The 15,241-nt window shown below is 70.1% G+C and carries 17 protein-coding genes; 6 read left to right on the plus strand and 11 right to left on the minus strand.

Annotated elements, in window-relative coordinates:
* Window positions 1-166: 166 nt before the first annotated feature.
* Both ETD85_RS50225 and ETD85_RS50230 read right to left on the minus strand, forming a co-directional pair.
* Window positions 167-805, minus strand: coding sequence for an HD domain-containing protein (locus ETD85_RS50225; RefSeq protein ID WP_138696946.1), 639 nt, complete (start codon window positions 803-805; stop codon window positions 167-169).
* A 148-nt stretch (window positions 806-953) separates the two neighbouring features.
* The gene (locus ETD85_RS50230; protein ID WP_138696947.1) at window positions 954-1,829 is read right to left on the minus strand and encodes a helix-turn-helix transcriptional regulator; all 876 of its coding nucleotides are present in this window, start codon (window positions 1,827-1,829) and stop codon (window positions 954-956) included.
* Between the two features lie 134 nt (window positions 1,830-1,963).
* On the opposite strand from ETD85_RS50230, the gene ETD85_RS50235 reads away from it, so the two are divergent.
* On the plus strand, window positions 1,964-2,572 hold the full coding sequence (locus ETD85_RS50235; protein ID WP_138696948.1) for an NADPH-dependent FMN reductase: 609 nt from the start codon (window positions 1,964-1,966) through the stop codon (window positions 2,570-2,572).
* On the plus strand, window positions 2,569-3,204 hold the full coding sequence (locus ETD85_RS50240) for a DsbA family oxidoreductase (RefSeq protein ID WP_138696949.1): 636 nt from the start codon (window positions 2,569-2,571) through the stop codon (window positions 3,202-3,204). The genes ETD85_RS50235 and ETD85_RS50240 overlap by 4 nt, the downstream gene beginning before the upstream one ends.
* Window positions 3,205-3,319: 115 nt before the next feature.
* Here ETD85_RS50240 and ETD85_RS50245 read toward each other — a convergent pair whose 3' ends face one another.
* On the minus strand, window positions 3,320-4,225 hold the full coding sequence (locus tag ETD85_RS50245) for a LysR family transcriptional regulator (RefSeq protein ID WP_138696950.1): 906 nt from the start codon (window positions 4,223-4,225) through the stop codon (window positions 3,320-3,322).
* Window positions 4,226-4,362: 137 nt separating this feature from the next.
* Here ETD85_RS50245 and ETD85_RS50250 point away from each other — a divergent pair, with 137 nt between their 5' ends.
* Window positions 4,363-5,097: a flavodoxin family protein gene (locus ETD85_RS50250; RefSeq protein ID WP_138696951.1), complete on the plus strand. Its 735-nt coding sequence runs from the start codon at window positions 4,363-4,365 to the stop codon at window positions 5,095-5,097.
* 39 nt (window positions 5,098-5,136) lie between these two features.
* Here the strand turns inward: ETD85_RS50250 and ETD85_RS50255 are convergent, their stop codons facing one another.
* Window positions 5,137-6,054 carry an aminoglycoside phosphotransferase family protein gene (locus ETD85_RS50255; protein WP_138696952.1) on the minus strand — a complete coding sequence of 306 codons (918 nt, stop codon included), beginning with the start codon at window positions 6,052-6,054 and terminating at the stop codon, window positions 5,137-5,139.
* 98 nt (window positions 6,055-6,152) lie between these two features.
* On the opposite strand from ETD85_RS50255, the gene ETD85_RS50260 reads away from it, so the two are divergent.
* On the plus strand, window positions 6,153-7,094 hold the full coding sequence (locus ETD85_RS50260) for a hypothetical protein (RefSeq protein WP_138696953.1): 942 nt from the start codon (window positions 6,153-6,155) through the stop codon (window positions 7,092-7,094).
* Between the two features lie 18 nt (window positions 7,095-7,112).
* Here the strand turns inward: ETD85_RS50260 and ETD85_RS50265 are convergent, their stop codons facing one another.
* The 7 genes from ETD85_RS50265 to ETD85_RS50305 form a co-directional block, all read right to left on the minus strand.
* On the minus strand, window positions 7,113-8,459 hold the full coding sequence (locus tag ETD85_RS50265) for a serine/threonine-protein kinase (protein WP_138696954.1): 1,347 nt from the start codon (window positions 8,457-8,459) through the stop codon (window positions 7,113-7,115).
* Window positions 8,460-8,574: 115 nt separating this feature from the next.
* Window positions 8,575-9,009 carry a DUF6196 family protein gene (locus tag ETD85_RS50270; protein WP_138696955.1) on the minus strand — a complete coding sequence of 145 codons (435 nt, stop codon included), beginning with the start codon at window positions 9,007-9,009 and terminating at the stop codon, window positions 8,575-8,577.
* A 323-nt stretch (window positions 9,010-9,332) separates the two neighbouring features.
* Window positions 9,333-10,241: a sulfite exporter TauE/SafE family protein gene (locus ETD85_RS50280; RefSeq protein ID WP_138696956.1), complete on the minus strand. Its 909-nt coding sequence runs from the start codon at window positions 10,239-10,241 to the stop codon at window positions 9,333-9,335.
* A 43-nt stretch (window positions 10,242-10,284) separates the two neighbouring features.
* Window positions 10,285-10,857 (minus strand): rhodanese-like domain-containing protein, encoded by a 573-nt coding sequence (locus ETD85_RS50285; RefSeq protein WP_138696957.1) that lies wholly within the window; start codon window positions 10,855-10,857, stop codon window positions 10,285-10,287.
* 13 nt (window positions 10,858-10,870) lie between these two features.
* On the minus strand, window positions 10,871-12,190 hold the full coding sequence (locus tag ETD85_RS50290; protein ID WP_138696958.1) for an MBL fold metallo-hydrolase: 1,320 nt from the start codon (window positions 12,188-12,190) through the stop codon (window positions 10,871-10,873).
* 71 nt (window positions 12,191-12,261) lie between these two features.
* Window positions 12,262-12,531 (minus strand): metal-sensitive transcriptional regulator, encoded by a 270-nt coding sequence (locus ETD85_RS50295; protein ID WP_138696959.1) that lies wholly within the window; start codon window positions 12,529-12,531, stop codon window positions 12,262-12,264.
* A 400-nt stretch (window positions 12,532-12,931) separates the two neighbouring features.
* The gene (locus ETD85_RS50305) at window positions 12,932-13,258 is read right to left on the minus strand and encodes a protein kinase (RefSeq protein WP_170247284.1); all 327 of its coding nucleotides are present in this window, start codon (window positions 13,256-13,258) and stop codon (window positions 12,932-12,934) included.
* 111 nt (window positions 13,259-13,369) lie between these two features.
* On the opposite strand from ETD85_RS50305, the gene ETD85_RS50310 reads away from it, so the two are divergent.
* Window positions 13,370-13,897, plus strand: coding sequence for a hypothetical protein (locus tag ETD85_RS50310; RefSeq protein WP_138696961.1), 528 nt, complete (start codon window positions 13,370-13,372; stop codon window positions 13,895-13,897).
* A gap of 480 nt (window positions 13,898-14,377) precedes the next feature.
* Entirely contained in the window at window positions 14,378-15,115 is a 738-nt protein-coding gene (locus ETD85_RS50315; protein ID WP_138696962.1) for a VOC family protein, read from the plus strand.
* Window positions 15,116-15,241 lie beyond the last annotated feature (126 nt).

Raw genomic sequence — 15,241 nt, forward strand, 5'->3', positions numbered from 1 at the left:
GGCTACCAGGGTTCGCCGAGGGGGAGTGTCGACCGAGTTCGGCAGTACCGGGATGCTCACTCCTGCTTATAAATCTACATTGTAAAGGCGCTGGGTTCAGTGCAAAACCCCTCAAACAACACCAGAAGGAACGGGCTACGCCCGCACGCCTACCAGAAACACCCCGTCAGCTCGGCCAGGGCGAGCCGACGATGCGCTCGACCGTCGTGGTACGCCGGAAGCCCGGGATGAAGTGTTCGAGCACGTCGGAGTTCACGGTGCCGTTCGTGGTCTCGGGGCGGTGCTTGAGCCCGTCCACGTACGCTCGCAGAAACTCGTTCTTGAAGTCCCCGCGTGGGTGGACGGCGAGGATTTCGTCGAGCTGATCGCGTTCGAGTCCGTCCAGGCCGAAGCCGAGCACGTCGGTCAGGACGCCGAGGTGCGTGGTCGCGATTTCCGGGGCCATCCGGCCGGGGATGCCTGGTGTGGTGTGCAGTGCGATCGCCGTCCAGACGGTTTCGGCGGCGGTTGTCGAGAAGCCGTGGTCGAGGAGGAACTTGCGCGCGTGGTCGGCGCCGTCGACTTCGAAGCGCTGCTCGATGTCGGAGTAGGGGGTCAGGAGGCCGGTGTCGTGGAACATGGCCGCCAGGTAGAGCAGCTCCGGGTCCGGTTTGACGCCGAGTTGGTGCGCGTGGATCAGGGCGAAGAAGAAGACCCGGCGGGAGTGGTGGTAGATGAGGGGGGTGGTCGTTTCCTGGATGTGTCTGGTTGCTTCTTCGGCGGCTGCTGTCTCGGGGATCTCCAAGCCCGCGATGATCTCTGGCATGCCCTCTGACCTTCCGGGAGGCGTGTTGATCGTGGACCGTGTGTCCGACTTTCATGTTGCCCGCCGGTCGGTGTGGGGCACCGCCTTTGCCTGGTCAGGAGTCGCCTATGTTCGGGCAGGGTTGGATCTTGGCTTGGGCGCCGGCCTGTTAGCGGGGGGTTCGTGGGTCGTGGCCGGGCGGCGTGGTTGATGTGGCGGTGTGATGGTTGTTGAGGTGGTCTAGGGCGGCGGTGGTGGCTTCGTCGGAGGCGAGGTAGACGATCAGTTGCTGCTCGTCGGGGTCGGGTAGTTGCAGGCTCTCGTACGCCAGTCGTAGTTCGCCCACGTCGGGGTGTGTCCATCGTTCGATGCCGGTGCGGGCGGGCAGTGTGGCCGGGCTTTCGAACCGGTCGCGGAAGCGGGGGCCGGTGGTGATGGTCAGTTCTTCGGCGAGCAGGGCCGCGTGCGGGTCGCCGAGTGCGGCGGCGGCTCGCAGTGTGGCGGCTCGTTCGCGGGCGATCGTGTCCCAGTCGGGGTGGGTGTGGGGTGCTCGTGGGTCGGTGAATGCGTACCGGATGAGGTTGGGTGGCTGGGTGTCCAGCAGTCCGGTGGGGCCGGCGAGCCGGGTGAAGCCGGCGGTCCATGCGAGGAGGTCGCCGGGCGGGTTGGTAACCAGTGCTGGGGTGGGTTCGAGGTGGTTCAGCAGGGTTTGGACGGTTGGGCGTACTGTTCGGGCGCGTGTGGTGGCGGCTGCGGCGCAGGGGCTGCTGCCGGGGGTTTTGGCGAGCCGGTGCAGGTGGATTCGTTCGTCGCGGGACAGGCCGAGGGTGTCTGCGAGTGCGGCGAGCACTTGGGCGGAGGGGCTGCGGTCGCGTCCTTGTTCGAGGCGGGTGAGGTAGTCCACGCTGACGCCGGCGAGTGTGGCCAGTTCGGCGCGGCGCAGGCCGGGGGTGCGGCGCCGGTTTCCGGCTGGGAGTCCGACTGTGGCGGGTGGGACCGCTTCGCGGTGTGCGCGGAGGAATGCGCCCAGCTCTGTTTCGGTCATTGGTTGCGATTGTATTCGTGGTGAGGCTGGCCCTGCCAGGGCTAGGAAAACCGCGGCCTGGCCTGGACGTGTGTGGTTCGGGGAGGCTGGCTGGTGTGAGCACCTTTGCCGGAAGGGTTTGGGGAGGAGGTTCTGTGATCCGGATCGCGATCATTCTGGGTAGCACTCGTCCTGGGCGGCGGGTGGTGGATGTGGCTGGGTGGGTTGCCGAGGTGGCTGGTCGGCATCCTGCGGTGAAGGCGGGGCGGGCGGGTTTGGAGCTCGTTGACATCGCGGATTTCGAGTTGCCGTTGCTGGATGAGCCGGCGCCTGCGGTCATCGGTGCGTACCAGCATGATCATACGAAGCGGTGGGCGGCGGCGATCGGCAGGTTCGACGGGTTCGTGTTCGTCACTCCGGAGTACAACAGTGCCGTTCCGGCGGCGTTGAAGAATGCCATCGATTTTCTGTACGCGGAGTGGAATGACAAGGCGGCCGGGATTGTGAGCTATGGGGTCTTCGGTGGTACGCGTGCCGCTGAACAACTGCGGCAGACCATGGGTGAGATCAAGATCGCGGATGTGCATGCGCAGGTGGCGATCAATCCGTACGTCGACTTCGATTTCACTGGTTCCGCGGCGGGCGTCTGTGCTCCGGGTGAACGTCAGGAGGCCGCCCTGGCCCTGATGCTGGATGAGGTCTTCGCCTGGTCTGGTGCCCTTCGGGTGTTGCGGGACCCTGCTACTCGGAGGGACCTGGCATGAGGGTTGAGGTGTACAGCGATGTGGCGTGCCCGTGGTGCCGTCTGGGCACGCATCAGTTCCATCGTGCGGTGGAGGCGTCCGGTGCGGAAGGGGATGTCGAGCTGGTCTGTCGTCCGTTTCAGTTGCTTCCCGACGCGTCGGAGGAGTCTCGGCCGCTGATGGACACGGTGGTGGAGTTGTTCGGTCGGGAGCAGGCTGAGGCGATGCTCGCGGAGATGGCACGGGTTGGTGCTGTGGAGGGGGTCGAGTACCGATTCGATCGTGCGGTGGCGGTCAATACGTTGACCGCGCATCGGCTGTTGTGGTTCGTCCTGCGTGAGCATGGTGCCGGGGTGCAGGCCGCGCTGGCGACTGTCCTGTTCGATGCGTACTTCCGTGATGGTGTGAATGTCGCCGATCACGGGCGACTTGCCGAGCTGGCTGAGCGGGTCGGTTTGGGCGGCGGTCGGGTGCGGGGTTTTCTCGCCTCCGGGGAGGGGGTTGCCGAGGTGCGTGAGCAGGTGGCCGCGGCGCGGCGCGCGGGGGTCACCACTGTGCCGAGATTCGTTTTCGAGAACGGTGAGGTGATCGTCGGTGTGACGGGCACCGAGGCGCTCGGCGGCGCGATCGTGCGGGGGCGCGGGGTTCAGTAGGAGCCGGCGGTGAGAGGTGCCGGCCAGTGGATCTCCAGGTCTTCGCGTGGGTGGTGCATGCGGGTGTGCTGGAAGTGGGCGAGGTGGTTGCGCAGGTCGTGAGGCTGCCCGCCGCTCAGTGATCGGTGGCGGGTGACGGTGCCGAGGCGTGCAGCAGCAGGTCGCGCAGTGCTGTGGCGGTGTCCGACGGCTCGGTGGGGGTGAGGACGACCTGGTCGGCGGTGGTCGAGGGGCCGGTGAGGGGGATGACGCGCAGGCCGGGTGGCTGGTGGTCGAGTGCGGATTCGACGGTGATGCCGATGCCCGCTCCTGCGGCGACATGGGCGGCGATGGCGTGCACGCTGTCGGCGGTTCTGATGATGCGCAGGTCGGCTCCGCCGATGTGGAAGGCGGACAGCAGGCGGTCGCACAGGCCGCTGTTGATCTGGTGGGGCCAGGTGAGCAGGCCGGTGGTGGACAGCTCGGACGCGCTCAGCTCGGTGTGGGCGGCGAGTGGGTGGGTCGCGGGTACGAGTGCCATGAATCTCTCGGTGGACAGGACCCTCGCGCGTACGCCGGTGACGTTGCCGGTCGCCCAGCCGATGCCGAGCCCGATCGTTTCCGCCCGCAGGGCGGTGAGCTGGGCTGTGGTCGGCATGGCTTCCGGCACGATCGTCACGTCGGGGAAGCGTTCGTGCAGTTGTGGCAGGCAGCGCAGCAGCAGTTGGTGGCCGGTGTATTCGGCGTGGGCGACGACGAGGGTGGTGCGGGTCCGGTCGCCGGCGGCCAGGGAGCGTCCGCGTTGCTGGAAGCGGCGTAGCTGGGCCAGGGTGGCGTGGGCGTCGGGCAGCAGCGCTTCGCCGAGGTCGGTCAGTGAGACCCGGCGGCTGGTGCGGTGGAACAGCCGCCCGCCCAGGGTGCTTTCCAGTCGTCTGATGGCGTCGCTGACGGTGGGCTGGCCTCGGTGCAGGCGTGCGGCGGCGCGGCCGAAGTGGAGCTCTTCGGCGACCGCGACGAATGCTTCCAGTTCCATCCTGTCCATGGGGTCAGGCTAGCGCGATCGATCGGTGTGGCCGATCGCTGGGTGGCGGAGGTCGGCGTTGATGCCGGTGGCGTAGGCAGGCTGTGATGGTGGGGCAAGCAGGGTTTTCCCCTACGACCGGGAGTAGTGAAGAGCACATGACAGGCATTGACGTTGACCGTGAGCAGGATGCGCCGGTGGTCACGGTGACGGTGGTCTACCACTCGGTGCACGGGCACACCCGGGTGCTGGCCGAGCACCTCGCCGCCGGGGTGCGGCTGGTGCCGGGCGCCCGGGTGCATCTCGCCGAGATCCGGCCCGAGGACGTCACCGCGGGTCGTTGGCATGATGCGGAGGTGCTGGCGCTGATCGGGCGCTCGGATGCGATCGTCTTCGGCTCCCCGACGCTGATGGGGAGTGTGTCGGCGGTGTTCAAGGCGTTCATGGAGGCGGCGTTCACGCCGTTCACGACGCAGGCGTGGAAGGACAAGCTGGCTGGGGGGTTCACGATGTCGGCCTCGCAGAGCGGCGACAAGCTGGCGGTGCTGGAGCAGCTGGCGGTCTTCGCGGCGCAGATGGGCATGCAGTGGATCGGGGTGGGTGACATGCCGGGCAACAACTGGAGTGGTGGCTCGCGCGATGATGTGAACCGGCTGGGCTCGTGGCTGGGCCTGATGAGCCAGAGTCACGCCGACCTGGGGCCGGAGCAGGCCGGTTCGCGCGGGGACCTGATCACGGCGGAGCGGTACGGCGAGCGGATCGCCCGGCTGGCGCAGCGTTGGGTCAACGCCGTGCCGTACGACACCTCGCGGATGACCGAACATGAGGCTCGGGCGCTGTCGGCCTCCCTCAGGGAGGCGGAGGACGTACCGGCGGCGATGGCCGGCGCCTGACCTCGCGGATCGCCCGCCCCGGCGTCCTGGGCAGGTGAATTAGCGCTGGGCGGTTGCGATGAGGCGCTGCAGGGCCGCGTGGGCGGGTGGGCCCCACGTGGCCTTGCCGCCGGGGCGGCCGCGGAGGCCGGCTTCTCCGATGTGGATGCCGCCGAGGGCGCGGCGTACTGCCCATCCGCGGGCGCGGCGCAGGGTCGCGGCGTCCGGGGCCGGCTGGTAGGCGGCGTGGAAGCGGTCGGCGGCGCCGTCCGGCAGCAGGCTCCAGGCGGCGGCGAGGTCGCCGGCCGGGTCGCCTGCGAACAGGTCGCCGAAGTCGATCACGCCGCAGATGGTGCCGTCCGTGGTGAGGATGTTGGCCGGATGCAGGTCGCCGTGGAGCCACAGGGCCGGGCCTGTCCAGCCGGGTGCGGCGACGGCGTCGTCCCAGACCGCGCGGACGGCGTCGGGGTCGGGGATCAACCCCATCTCGGTGGCCGAGGCGAGCCCCTGGATGAAGCCCTCGGAGTAGTCGGCCAGCGGCCCTCCGCGGTCCCGGCCGGCGGGAGCGTGTTCGGGGGCGGGCTGGTGCAGTGCCGTCAGGAAGGCGGCCAGGGCGTCGGCCGCCTGCGCGCCGCGCGTGATGGGGGCGCGGTCGGCGGGCTGGCCCGGCACCCAGGTGGTGACGATCCAGGGGCGCGGAAAGCGCGGCGACGGCTGGCCGAGGCGTTGCGGGACGGGGATCGGCAGCGGGAGGCGCGGGGCGAGGGCGGGCAGCCAGGTGTGCTCCTTGCGCAGCAGCGCGTCGGCGGACTCCGTCGCCCAGGGCAGCCGGACGGCGAGGTCGTCGCCGAGCCGCCAGAGCTGGTTGTCCCAGCCGCGCGCGCCGAGACTCACCGGGTGATCGGCCAGGTCGGGATGCTGGTCGAGCAGCAGCTCCCGGACCAGCTCCGCGGTGATCTCGATCTTGGTGTGCGTCATGCGGAGCAACATTAGCCGGATTTGTGCCGCCTGGCGGTCGTGGCGCAGGCTCGGCGAGCTGTGCGGAACATCCGGTGCGGCCCGTTCGTCGTCATTGCGTGACCCTCTCCCCGGAACTTGACGAACGGTTGCGCGAGGCGTCTGCCAGGATGCACCGCGCCGAGCATGTCCGGCGGCTGCGCCAGACCGTCGGGCAGCAGATCGCGGACGTCCGCGGCGCCCTGGAGGTCCTGGAGTTCGAGCTGGTCGAGGAGGAGCGTGACGTCGCCCGGCTGGAAGGCGGGCTGTCCGCCGTCCTGGCCCGCATGCTGGGCAACCGCGAGGAGCGGCTGGAGCGCGAGCGCGCCGAGGCGGTGGTGGCCAGGGAACGCGTGGACGGTCACCGGGTCCGGCTCGCGCAGCTCGAAGCCGACGCGGCGGTGGCCGGCGCCGAGCTGGCCGTGCTCGACCCGGCGTCCCGGGAGTACGCGCGGCTGCTGGTGGTGAAGGAGCAGCAGCTCATCGCGAGCGGCGATCCGCGGGCGCGGGAGCTGGCCGATCTCGGCGCCGCGATCGACCGGTTGAGCGCCGAGGTGCGCGAGTGTGAGGAGGCCCGGCAGGCGGGGAAGGACGCGCATGAGGCGCTCGGCGTCGTGCTGCGCTTCCTCGACTCCGCCAGGAACGCCTCCACCTTCGACATGTTCGGCGGCGGCCTGTTCGTCGACGCCTACGAGCACGACAAGCTGACCAGTGCCGACAAGGCGGCCTGGCATGCCCAGCGGGCTCTGGACGTCTTCGCCCGCGAGCTGGCCGACACCGGGGTCGCGGCCCGGCCGGTGATGCCCAAGGTGGACACGCGGTGGTTCGTGGACGCTTTCTTCGACAACATCATCAGCGATGTGCTCAAGCATCAGCGCATCGAGAAGACCCGGGCCGAGGTGAAGAAGCTGGCGCAGTGGGTGTGCGAGACCGGGGAGCAGTTGGCGGCGCGTCGCGCCCGGTTGCTGGCCGAGCGCGTCCAGCTGCTGACCAGGCGCGAGGAGCTGCTGCGCCCCGCGTAGCCGCTCGTCGAGGGCGCGTTACGAAGATCTCCGGCCTCCGGTTACGTGTCGATCGGGGCGGTGGGAGCTCCAGGCCGACCCGGCAGCGACGAGGACGACGATGCTGATCAAGGCCAGCGACGTTGTCGCGGATTCTCGCCCGGACAGCTCCATCGCGTTCCGGAAGATCTCGCCGGCGCCGTGGAAGGCGAAGGCGGTCGCGCCACAGCCGAAGGCGAGCCCGGCGGCGGCGACGGCCGCGGTGACGGTCCTGCCGGCGTTCGCCGGCAGGAACCGCGCGAAGGCGGCGCACACCAGGCCGGCGAGAACGACATCGGCGACGGCGGCGATCAGCAGGGCGAGGCTGGCCACGGCGTCGTCCCCGTAGTGCTCGAAGTGCTCCCACGTTCCGCCGGCATCGGGGAGTCCGGCGACGCCGAGCGCCGTGATGGCCGCCATCGCCGTCAGGGCCACCGCCGGCGCGGCGACGCTTGAGGGCTTGCCCGGCCGCGCCGGCAGGATCTTGGTGTCGCGCCGCAGGCGGACGGTGGTCGCCGGCTGCTCACCTGCGAGGTCAGCCGCCATGGCCAGGGCTTCGCCGGCGGTGGGCCGCCGGTCCGGGTCCTTGTCCAGGAGGCGGGTGATGAGCTGGGTGAGCGGCCCGGATCGCCGCGGCGCGGGGGCCTCCTCCAGGAGTACGGCGGCCAGCGTCGCTTCCTGGGTGGGGCGGCGGAACGGTGAGACGCCCTCGACGGCCTGGTAAAGGGTCACGCCGAGGGAGAACAGGTCCCCGGCGGGAAGGCCGTCGCTGCCGCGCAGCCGCTCGGGCGCCGTGTACTCCGCCGAGCCGATGAGCATCCCGGTGGCGGTCAGCGCGGTGTCGGTGGGGTGGATCGCCGTCCCGAAGTCGGTGAGCAGGATTTTGCCGTTGCCGGCGAGCATGACGTTGGCCGGTTTGATGTCGCGGTGCACGACACCTTCGCGGTGTGCCGCGCCGATCGCCGTCAGCAGCGCCACGGCGACCTCGGCGGCCCTGCCCGCCGGAAGGGGGCCGTGCCGCTGGAGGTGCTCGTCCAGTGAGCAGCCGTCGACCAGTTCCATGACGATCCAGGGAAGGTCGTCGTCGATGACGACGTCGTGGATGGCGACGATGCCGTCGTGCGTGCGTAACCGGGCGGCATTGCGGGCCTCGCGCGTGGCGCGCGCCCGCCGCTCGGCTCGTTCGGTTTCCGGCATCCCCGGCGGCAGTCGCAGCTCCTTGATCGCAACGTCCACGTCGAGGGTCTCGTCGCGGGCCCGCCAGACCCGCCCGAAGCCACCGGAGCCCAGCTCGGCGGCCAGCCGGTAGCGGCCGCCGACCATGTCACCGGCCAGCCTGGAAGTCATGCCCCGTCTCCTGCCATGGTGCTCGGCACGAACAGTTGATCAGGGTACAGCCACCGCTGATCGCCGTGCGCTGGGAATCGGCCATGACGCCATCTACCGGGCCATAGGGCCAGGCTCAGCCGGCGCGCAGTGCCTCGACGACGGCGATGGCGTCGTCGAGCAGGTCGATCGGACAACCCCAGTAGTCATAGATGCCGCCGCGGGCGCGGTTGCTGCCGCAGATGACGAACACGCCGGTCCCCAGTCGTACCTTCAGCCGGCCGGCCAGCCAGCCGACGAAGCCGCTGTTGTCGAGGTCGGCGGGGAAGTGAAACGAGAAGATCCCGAACCGTTCGATGTGCTCTTGCTCCTGGGTGAGCGGGACCAGGCGGCTCCAGCTCTGGTCGTCGCGGACCACGGCCAGCGTGTCGCCGGTGAGCACGGGCGACTGGTCGATGGGGGACTCTTCGAAGCACCAGACGCCGTCGTGCACGAGGACGTCGGCTCGGGCGATCACCCGGCGGAGACGCTCTTCGGTCTGTTCCGGCGTCTCCATGCTGACACTGACCATCGGTGATCTCCTCTGCGGTCCGCTCCGGGCAAGCGGTGATCGCCGCGTTCTAGGGCGAGGAACATCTGGACGATCATCTCCAGTGCGACGATCACGACGCGGACCGAGCGTCACGTGCCGGAGCGGGCCAGCGGTGCGGCGGCCGGGCCGTGCGGTGTCGACCTTGCCGAAGACGAGGTCGGGGTGGCGGCCGGCGGCGGCTTCGAAGACCGGTGTGAAGCGCAGGCAGGGCCCACATCAGGACGCCCACAGGTCGATGCGGATCGTGCCGGTGTCGGTGACGTGCTCGGTTCAGTTGGCGGCGGTGATGGTGATCGGCTTGGTCACGGCTTCCTCCCGGGCTTGATACCCCTAGGGGTATCGACATCGGAGCGTGAAGGCTGCTTCCTCTTGATCGATCGGCGTCGCCGCAGCACGAGGACGGCGGCGGCGGCCAGCGCCGCCAGGGCTGCCGCGGCGGCGGTCCAGGCGGTGTGCAGCAGGGCGGGCGGCACCTGCTGGACGAGGATGAAGGAGCCCATGGCCAGCACGAACCAGCCGAACGCCGTGCGCAGCCGGTCGGCGTTGATCCGGCCGGCTAGGGAGCCGCCGGCCAGTCCGCCGGCGACGGCGGCCGCGGACACCGGGAGTGCCACCGACCAGTCGATGGGGACGCTGTGCAGGTATCCGGCCAGGCCGGCCAGGGACTTCATGGCGATGACGAGCAGCGAGGTGCCCACCGCCACGCCCATGGGCAGGCCACCGAGCAGGACCAGAGCGGGCACCACCAGGAAGCCGCCGCCCGCGCCGACGAGCCCGGTGACCAGGCCGACGGCGACTCCCTCGGCGATCACATGGAGGACCGGCAGTTCGTGGCGGGCCGGTGTGGCGGGTGGGGTGCGGCGGTCGCGGATCATGGCGATTGCGGTGGCGAGCATCATGGCCGCGAAGGCGGCCATGAGCAGTGTTTCGGGCAGGTGCGGGCCGATCAGCCCGCCCGTGTAGGCGCCCGCCATGCCGGCCGCGCCGAAGACCAGCCCGGTACGCCAGCGGACGCGCCCGGCCCGGGCGTGCCCGATCGCGCTGACCGCACTGGTGAGGGCCACGACGAACAGCGACAGGGCGATGGCCTGCTTGGCCGGCACGCCCGCGAGGTAGACCAGCACCGGCACGGCGAGGATCGACCCGCCGCCGCCGAACAGGCCGAGCGTGACGCCGACCAGTGCGACAGCGGTCAGAGTCAAGGTGAACATGTTTACCCCCGGGGGTATGCAGAGGTCATGGAAAGGTCCAGCCTCAACCGATCGTCCTGGAGCCGCGCAGGCGGGCGAGGGCGGCCTCGACGTCCACGCCGCTGCCGCGGTTGTAGGGCAGCCTGGCCAGCAGCAGACCCATGGCGCAGGTGTCGGTGAGCGCCGCGAACGCCAGGCCCGCCCCGACGAACGCGGCCAAGAGCAGCGCGAAGGGGATCCAGAGGCTCGCTACCACCGAGGCGAGCACGATGCTGCCGGCGGCGAGCCGGACTTGGCGCTCCAGCGGCCAGCGCGCCCGGCCGCGGTTGACCGGTGCTCCTGAGGCGATCCAGGCGTTCATGCCGCCGTCCAGGACCGCGACGTCGGACAGGCCGGCGTCGCTGAGAGCCGCCCGGGCGCGCTCGGCGCGGCTGCCGGACTGGCAGATGAGCAGCAGGCGGCCGCCCGCGTCGGTGACGATGCGCCGCAGGTGTGCGTCGACCTGATCGAGGGGCAGGTTGATGGCGCCGTCGATGTGCGCCGTGCCGAACTCGGCCGGGGTGCGGACGTCCACGACGAGGACGTCCGGGTTGGCCGCGATCAGTGAGCGGGCGGTGGCGGCGTCGATGGGGGACATGGGGTCCTCTCCTCTAGTTGAGCTTGTCAAGGGCGTTGGCGACGTCGGGGACGCCGGCTCCGGTGAGCGCGATCGGCCGGTAGCCCTCACGGGCGAGATAGGTGGCGGCGATGGCGGCGCGGCGGCCGGAGGCGCACGCGACGAGTACCGGCCGCTCCGGGTCGAGTTCGGCGGGAATGCCCTGGGTGAACAGGTCGGGCAGGAAACGCTCGATGGCGCCCTCCAGCCGGGTCTGCTCCCATTCGCTGGGCATGCGCACGTCCAGGAGTTGCAGGCCGGCCCCGAGCAGCTCGACGAAGGCGTCGAGGTTCGCCAGCCGATAGGTCTGCGTGGCGGCCTGGCCGAGGTCGCGGACGACACCCTGGACGGTGTCGATGCCGATCTGGGCGAGCTGGGTGACGGCCTCGGTGACGTCCTGGCCGGGTTCGGCGACCAGGGTGATCGGCTGGTCGTGGGGGAGCAGCCAGCCGGTCCAGCTGCCGAAGTCGTCGTCCAGCTCGATGCCGTACGAGCCGGGCAGCATGCCCTGTGCCTGGACGTGCCGGGGGCGGAGGTCCACGACATGGCCGGCGGGCTCGTCGATGTCGGGCACCCGGGTAGGTGGCATGGCCGGCACGCCGAGGGTGTTGGCCGGGCCCATATACCGGTAGAAGGCGGGGATGGGCATGGGGGCGGCCAGCAGCGTGTCGGCGAACTTCTCTGCGTCGTCGATGGCCAGCAGCGGGTTGACCGTCAGCTCTGTTGCGATGGTGGAGGTCAGGCGGCCGGCGCCGGTGGCGGTGCAGAACGAGCCCTCGCCGTGGGTCGGATACAGGGCGATGCCGGGCGGCAGCGCGGCCAGCCGGTGCAGCGATCGGTGCTGGAGGCGGGCCAGGGAGCGGGCGCGTTCGATGCCGAGCAGGTCAGGACGCCCGGCGGAGGCGACCAGTAGGCTGCCGCCGGAGAACAACGCGACCGGCTCGCCGTCGATGAGCACCAGGTAGCTGGTGTGCTCCGGGGTGTGGCCCGGCGTGTGGACGGGCCGCAGGGTCAGGCCGTCGCCGCCGTCGATGTCCTCCAGGTGGAAGGCGGGCGTGTGCCGGTAGGCGGGGGCCGCGGCGGCGGGCAGCACCAGCTCGGCGCCGGTGCGCAGGGCGGCCTGCTCGGCGCCGGAGACGTAGTCGTTGTGCAGGTGGGTCTCCAGCACGAACCGCAACTCGACGTCCCGTTCGGCGGCGGCGTCCAGGAAGCGGCCGATGTCGCGCTGGGGATCGACGAGGACTCCGCGGCCGTCGTGGGTCAGCAGGTAGGTCTGGTCGCCCAGGCCGGGTGTCCGGAATGACAGGACATCCATAATCTTAATACCCCCCGGGGTATGCGAAGGTCGAAAATGTGCGGCCACGGACGTCCCGTGGCCGCCGGCTGTCAGGCGAGCGCCAGGAAGAGCTTCTCCAGCTCCGCGACGCTCATGGGTGGCTCGTCGCCGCGCCTGTCGGCGTCCTGGCAGTGTCTCAGGCCGGTGGCGACGATCTTGAATCCTGCCCGGTCGAGCGCCTTGGAGACGGCTGCGAGCTGGGTGAGCACCTTCGTGCAGTCCTCGCCCGCCTCGATCATCGCGATGACCCCGGCCAACTGGCCGTGCGCCCGCTTGAGGCGGGTCAGGGCGTCGCCCACCATGCTCTCGTTCAGCTCCATGCCTCCAATATACCCCTGGGGGTACCCTTCGGAGCAAATGCGGGGGACCAAAGGCGCCACCGGCAGGACCGACGACCGGTCACCAGCTCCGCCCTCGCGAGGATGCTGAGGGGATGGTGACACAGTCCGCCGCGCCGCGCCGTGCACGAGGGCGTCGGCGGCGGCCCGGACGACGTGGTGATCTTCTGCGGGTCGGGGGCGACCGCCGCCGTCGACAAGCTGGTCGGCATCCTCGCGGCGGCTGCTCCTGCGCCCGCCCCTACGGTCGCCGCCTGTTCGCCATCGACGCCGCGCACTCCCGCGCCTTCGAGCCGGAACTCGAGGCGGGCTGCCAGGGCATCAAACCCGGCTGGGGGCGAGTCAACTTCAACTACTTCATCTCCAACGGTCCGCGACTACCTCATCGACGCCGTGGACCTGATCGCCCGGCACGGGCGACCGCCTCGCGCAGGGTGGGGCCGGGCACGTACTCGCTGACCAGGTAGGGCCTGGGGCCCTCCGAGCACGCCTCGATCACCCGTGCGGTGCAGAAGGAAGCGACCCGCTGCGCGGCGGCGGCCTCCTTGGCGAGCTGCGCGGCCCGGTCACGGTGCAGGACCTTGACGGCCACGCGGGTGTCGTCCCCGGCGTAGCCCTCATAGACGACGCCCTGACCGCCGGCGCCCAGCCGGCCCGCGAGCCAGTAGCCGCCCAGGCGCTGGGGGTCGCCCGCGACGAGAATTTCCACGGGACTTGGGATGCAAAGATCGTCGGGAAAGTTCTGGGAAGGCTGCGTGGTTCTTCGCACATCGGAACAATCTTGACGATGCCGGGCGTGGTCACCCTAGGATCACGGCTCATGATCCTGACTGTCGCGCTCAGCGCGTCCCTCGTCCTGACCGGTTCGCCTGCGCAGGCCGCCACCAAGCCGGTGACGTTCCAGGGATTCACCCTCCGGGTCCCCCTCACGTGGCACACCAAGAAGGAGGGCGTCAACCTGCGCGTCATCACCGGTGCCTGCTCTCCGGCGGCCGCCGAGTGCAGGAGCTTCCTGCTGGGCGGCCCCCGGGCGGTCAGGTACGCCTCCGAGGGCAGCGCGTACCAGGCTGACCGGCCCTACCACCCCAGCAGCGGGGTGAGCGAGTGCGTGCCGAAGAAGAAGTACTTCAGCGGGCAGGCCACCCGCGTCAGGACCTCGAAGGCGGCGTTCGGGGCCGGGCAGCGGGCGCGGTTCACCGAGTGGAAGGTGTCCTGCGACGGCGGCAGGCTGAACGTCGCCTCCTACACCCAGCGCGTCTGGTACGTGAAGGCCAAGAAGGTGATCGTGGTCGACCATTGGAAGACGCCGGGCCTGGGCGCCATCCTCGGCAAGGCGGTGTGGGGGTAGGCGCCGTCCCTGGGTGTGGCGTGCGCCCCGGCCGCTCACGGCCGGGGGAGAAGCCCGGTCCAGGCGGCACCACGGCCCAGCTGCCGCTCGTCAGATCTTGACGTCGAGATGGCGGGTGTCACCGAGGTGGACGACCTGGCGGTTGCCGACGACCCTTTCGGCGTGGTGCGTCGCCTCCGGATGGGTGACGGCGTAAATGGTGCGCATAGGTGAGCTCTTCCGATAGGGAGCTGTTCCTGAGTGATCTTAAGAGTGGCTCGCGAATTCGCCGGACATGACGGACGGCATCGTTGCTCCGCTTCCTGGTCTCTCTCGGTGCGTGGGGCCGACGAGATCTGGCCCCATTCCTCGTGCTCCGCAACTGCTGTTGCGACGGGGAGCCCGTAAGGTTTTCGGCCGGCCGAACAACGTCCCTGACCTGCCGGTTACCGCAGGCGCGCGGTTCATTGCTGATCATCGCTCCGGTATAGGGCTGGCGGCATGGCGTTGCGACTCGTTCAGGTGAATGTCAAAGCCCGGGACGACTCGGCGCTGGGCCGGTTCTGGGCGGAGGCGCTCAACTGGGGCCTTTCCAGCGAGGGGCCCGGTGTGACCAACCTCGAGCCCGTGGATTTCACCTGGCCGGACCCCGCCGGTTTCTACATCGATTTCGTCACCGTCCCAGACCCCGAGACGGTGAAATACCGCGTGCACATCGAACTCACCACCACCTCTGCGGCCCATCACGCGGAGCTGGTCGCGCGCCTGAAGGAGCTCGGCGCCACGCCCGCCGACGCCGGTCAAGGCGACCTCCCTCGGACGGTGCTGGCCGACCCCGAGGGCAACCTGTTCTGCGTCCTGGAGCCTCAGGAGATCCACCAGGACACCGGGCCGATCGCCGCGGTGGTCGTCGACTGCGCCGACCCGCGGGCCATGACCCGGTTCTGGGGCGAGGCGATCGATTGGACCCTGCACGAGGTGACCGACGATCGCGCGCTGCTGCGCTCGGCCAAGGGTGTCGGCCCGTATCTGGAGTTCCTCCGCACGCCCCACCTGAAGGACACGTGGAGCCGCGTCCATCTCGACCTGCTGCCCGACCCCGGTGACGATCAGGCGGCGGAGGTGGCCCGGCTTGAGGCCCTCGGCGCGAGGCTCGCCGATGTGGGCCAGGGGGACGTCTCGTGGAAGGTCATGGCCGACCCGGAGGGCAACGAGTTCTGCGTCCTGGGCCGGGGCTGAGCCGCCGCCGAGGCCCAGCCGTCTCCTACGGCTGCAGTTGCCGGCACCGGCACCTGCACCTGGCGGCCGCCGATGTGGTTCTGAGAAGCCCCGATGTGGCAACGCACCCGGCGGGCGGGCAGGGAG

It is taken from the genome of Nonomuraea zeae, from assembly GCF_005889725.1.
Lineage (GTDB): Bacteria > Actinomycetota > Actinomycetes > Streptosporangiales > Streptosporangiaceae > Nonomuraea > Nonomuraea zeae.